Raw genomic sequence first — 3,918 nt, forward strand, 5'->3', positions numbered from 1 at the left:
GCCGCTGGGCCTGCTGGGCGTTGCCGCCGGTTTGGTTGCCTACACGGGCGACGACGTGGACGAGGCCGCTGCCAAGATTCTCGAGGCTCGTGCCGAGGCTCGTGCCGCCAAGAACTGGGATCTGGCAGATGCCATCCGCGATCAGCTCAAGGACCTGGGCCTGACGATTGAAGATACCGCCGCCGGCACTCGTATCAAATCTCTCTAATCCCCGCGGGTTTCCCAAGCACCCGACCTTGCCGTTCAAACCGTCGCTCGCGTACTCAAGTACGCGTCGCTCCTCTTTCACGGCAATCTCGGGCACTTGGAAAACCCGTACCGACCGCCCGAATTAATATTCATGGGCGGTCGTTTATTTTGTTTCGTTTGATAGTTGTATTTAGGAGGTCACTTTATGGCCGACAATCGCAAGCGTGCGCCTCGTGGCGGCAAGCAGGCTGCTTCTGGCTCGCGTCCGATTCGCCGCAATGACCGCGCTGCCGCTCCCAAGGGCCAGCGCGATCGCGCCCAGGCCGCACGTCCGCAGCGCGATCGCAACCGCGACGCTGTCCAGGCTCCCAAGGGCGAGTTTATCGAAGGTCGTCGTGCTGCCGCCGAGGCGCTACGCACTGGTTTTCCCATCAAGTGCGCGCTCATTGTCGAGGGTGGAGAGCGCGATGCCGCCTTGTCGCGCCTGGTCGACGACCTCAACGCCGCGGGCGTCCGCATTAAGTATGTGCCGCGTGCGCAGCTCGACGCACTGTCGAGCCATGGCGCTCATCAGGGCATCGCACTCGAGGTTGGCAACTTCCCCTATGCTGATGTCGCCGATATTCTCGACCGCGCAGGCGACGGTCCGGCGCTTGTCGTCGTGCTCGACCATGTGACCGACGACGGCAACTTTGGCGCCATTGTGCGCTCCGCCGAGGTCGTGGGCGCGGCCGGCGTCGTCATCGCCAACAAGCGTGCCGCCGGCGTGACCGTGGGCAGCTACAAGACCTCGGCCGGTGCTGTCATGCATCTGCCTATCGCGCAGGTTCCCAATATTGCCCGTGCACTCGATGACCTCAAGGCCGCTGGTTTTTGGGTGGGCGGCGCCTCCGAGCACGCCGAGGGCAGCTGCTGGGATGCTCCCTTCGAGGGCCGCGTGGCGCTCGTCATGGGCTCCGAGGGCGACGGCATCTCGCGCCTGGTGCTCGAGAAATGCGACTTTTTGACCAAGCTTCCCCAGCGCGGCATGACCGAGAGCCTCAATGTTGCCCAGGCGACCACGGCGCTGTGCTTTGAGTGGCTGCGCCGCAACGTCGGCGAGCTCATGGGGGAGGAGTAGCGCATGTCCAAAAAGAACCGTGCCAAGTCCAAGGCCAAGCGCTTTGGCGAGGGCTCGGCCAAGCCGATTGTTTCGGCCGCGACCTACGGCGTGGGCGGCAATGCGTTTGCGCAGGCCATCGCCGACCCGGTCTCGACGGTGCGCTCCAATAAGCCCGAGCTGCTGGTGGTCGACGGCTACAACGTGATCCACTGCACGCCGCGCTACGAAAAGCTCGTGTACGACCATTCAGACGATCCGTATTCCAGCGACGTTCACGATATGGCACGCACCGCCCTCATCAACGACGTCGCCGCCTTTGCCCAGGGCCGCTACGAGGCCGTGATCGTGTTCGACGGCGCGGGCAATATCTCCAACGAGCGCCCCAACCTGCCGGCCCGCGGCGTGCGCATCGAGTTTTCGCCGACGGGCGTTTCTGCCGATACCGTGGTGCAAAAGCTCTGCATCGAGGCGCGCGAGGAAGGCCGCGCGTGCTCCGTGGTATCGAGCGACGGCACGATCCAGGCCGTCGTCATGGGCAAGGGCGTTACGCGCATCTCGAGCCGTATGCTGGTGGACGAGATCAAACAGATCGACAACGACGTGCACGAGGCCGAGGAGGCCCCGCAGATCAAGATGACCCTGGGCAGCCGTCTAAGCCCCGAGGCCCTGGCCAAGCTCAAAGCTCTGCGCGGGAGGTAGGGGAGTTGGCGGGGCGATGCTGTCTCGCTAACTCCATTCAGCGATGTCGATCATTCTTTCGAGGCGCCATGTTAGCGCCTCTTTTAGATAAGGCAGTCTCGCTGTAAGAGCGTCGTTTTTGGATAGGATTTCGATTGCCTCGTCAACGAAACCCTCGAGTTTGTCGCCGTCAAACCAGCCCATGTCCTCGACGAGCAACATTTGTTTGGCGGGGCTTGAATGAAATTGTGCGCTGGTAAAACTGTGCTCTCCCGCCCTAAGCTCCTCTAGTGATATGTTGCACCAGAGTGATGAGCCCGAATCGAAGATAGGGGCAGGTCTGCAGGCTAGCGTGTTTACGTTTCGCACGAGGCCGAAGTTGCGCCAATGACGATCGTAGTTGGCAATGATGTCGTCACATACGATCATGCGGTCAAGGGCATCCTTGACGCCTGTCACCCCGAGCTCCTCGCAGTTTGCTACATATCGCTCGTAGTCGGTTAGCCGTTCATCTGCGTTTGCGTGCTGGTTTACATAGAACGCAGGGACATACTCTTCTTCATCAGTTAAGAAGACATCGCATGTGCTCAGGGCGGAAGTGCCCGTGCCCTCGAGCGAGTAAGGCACATAATCGCAGGCGTTTAGGATGCGACGGTGGAGCGCGGTCGCCACCAGCTCGTTATAAGGTTCCTGGTCCAGGTGCGCTCCTGCCTTATGCAGAATTCGACGTTCGCCCTCGCACGTCCAGTACTTTTGAAGATTGCCGTCCGAGGTGTTATCGGGCTTTGCGGCAGCCGCTTTTCCCTCTGGGGCAAAGGGTGCAATGGACAGCGAGACGTCATCAAAGGCGTTATTGAAGAAGTTGATATCCTCCCAGGTGAGACCGGAACCTTGGGGCCTAATCCAATACTGGTCGGATAAGGAGAGGCCGAGATTTCGCTGGACGAGTTCATCGGGAACATCGACTGCGGCTTCTGCAAGCAGGGAGGCTAGCCCAATGCGTGCGAGCGGGATACCGCGGCCACGCCACCAAGTGCGGAAAGAGTCGAGCGATATGGGGCTATTAGGGCCAAATACTCCAATAGGAGCGTGGGCGTAATCGATGTCGGCGCCGATATGGGTAAAGTCTTTTCGCGATGTGCTGTAGACCAGCTGAGCGACTTCGTGCGTACGATTCATGAGGGTGAACGCGATCTCGCTCTTACCGTGGCCGCGGCGGGGACGTCCCCCCGTTTTGGTCACGGAGCGGAGTCGCGTGTCGACGCTGTCTTTGTCGATGAGCCATACACCAGAAGCCTTGCGGGCGGTCAGCGCGCCGTTCTTAATGAGCTCCTGCACCCTGCGCGGGGTGATGCCGAGCAGCACGGCTGCTTCCTTGGTAGTAAGCATCACGAAACCCTTCGTCAAAACGAATAGTTTTATATATAGCAATTGTAATTAAAACTATTCGTTCTGACGAATGGTTTTGAGATGTGGTCGGGTGAAGGGCCTGTTGCGCCTCGTCGGCAATTCCTTTATTCTTAATTGGCTTCGCGCGAAAGCGCCAAGTGTGCCAGTGTGGCGCAACGGTAGCGCAACTGATTTGTAATCAGTGGGTTGCAGGTTCGATTCCTGTCACTGGCTCCATGAGAGTTTCGGGCTCTGTTCCCTTGTGGGACAGGGCCCGTTTCTATTTATGTCGATAAGTCAGCGTGTTTGGCGCCAACCAAGCTTCAGGTTTGTCTCGATTTGTAACACGAAGAAGCTGAAAACCGTTCTTACTGTTACAGAATGAGACGTAAGCGGAGGTCTCTGCGTAATATCTCGACCTGTAACAGATAGGGGAGAAAATGCTATCTAAATGTTACAGATCGAGACAAAGGTCGGACCGGTCCCAGTCATCCTGGTCGAGCGAGGATATTCGGACGCACGAGGGTGGAAAATCTTCCGCTTAGTGAATGAGCGTGGAT

General features: G+C 59.0%; 4 protein-coding genes and 1 tRNA gene. 4 read left to right on the top strand and 1 reads right to left on the bottom strand.

Annotation, left to right across the window (positions count from 1 at the left end; all coding sequences use genetic code 11):
• The 3 genes from AB5164_RS09905 to AB5164_RS09915 form a co-directional block, all read left to right on the top strand.
• Nucleotides 1-208: CysS/YqeB C-terminal domain-containing protein (locus tag AB5164_RS09905; protein ID WP_438265628.1), on the top strand; the 208-nt coding region annotated here is incomplete at its 5' end.
• Nucleotides 209-394: 186 nt separating this feature from the next.
• Entirely contained in the window at nt 395-1,309 is a 915-nt protein-coding gene (rlmB, locus tag AB5164_RS09910; RefSeq protein ID WP_195232398.1) for a 23S rRNA (guanosine(2251)-2'-O)-methyltransferase RlmB, read from the top strand.
• Between the two features lie 3 nt (nt 1,310-1,312).
• Complete coding sequence (locus AB5164_RS09915; RefSeq protein WP_368142468.1) at nt 1,313-1,990, top strand: NYN domain-containing protein; 678 nt, start codon at nt 1,313-1,315, stop codon at nt 1,988-1,990.
• Nucleotides 1,991-2,017: 27 nt separating this feature from the next.
• On the opposite strand, the gene AB5164_RS09920 is transcribed toward AB5164_RS09915, so the two are convergent.
• Complete coding sequence (locus tag AB5164_RS09920; protein WP_368142469.1) at nt 2,018-3,358, bottom strand: DNA-binding protein; 1,341 nt, start codon at nt 3,356-3,358, stop codon at nt 2,018-2,020.
• Between the two features lie 162 nt (nt 3,359-3,520).
• Here AB5164_RS09920 and AB5164_RS09925 point away from each other — a divergent pair.
• A tRNA-Thr gene (locus AB5164_RS09925) sits at nt 3,521-3,595 on the top strand.
• Nucleotides 3,596-3,918: the final 323 nt, after the last annotated feature.

Source organism: Collinsella aerofaciens, assembly GCF_040915425.1.
In the GTDB taxonomy this organism is placed as follows: Bacteria; Actinomycetota; Coriobacteriia; order Coriobacteriales; family Coriobacteriaceae; genus Collinsella; species Collinsella aerofaciens_BW.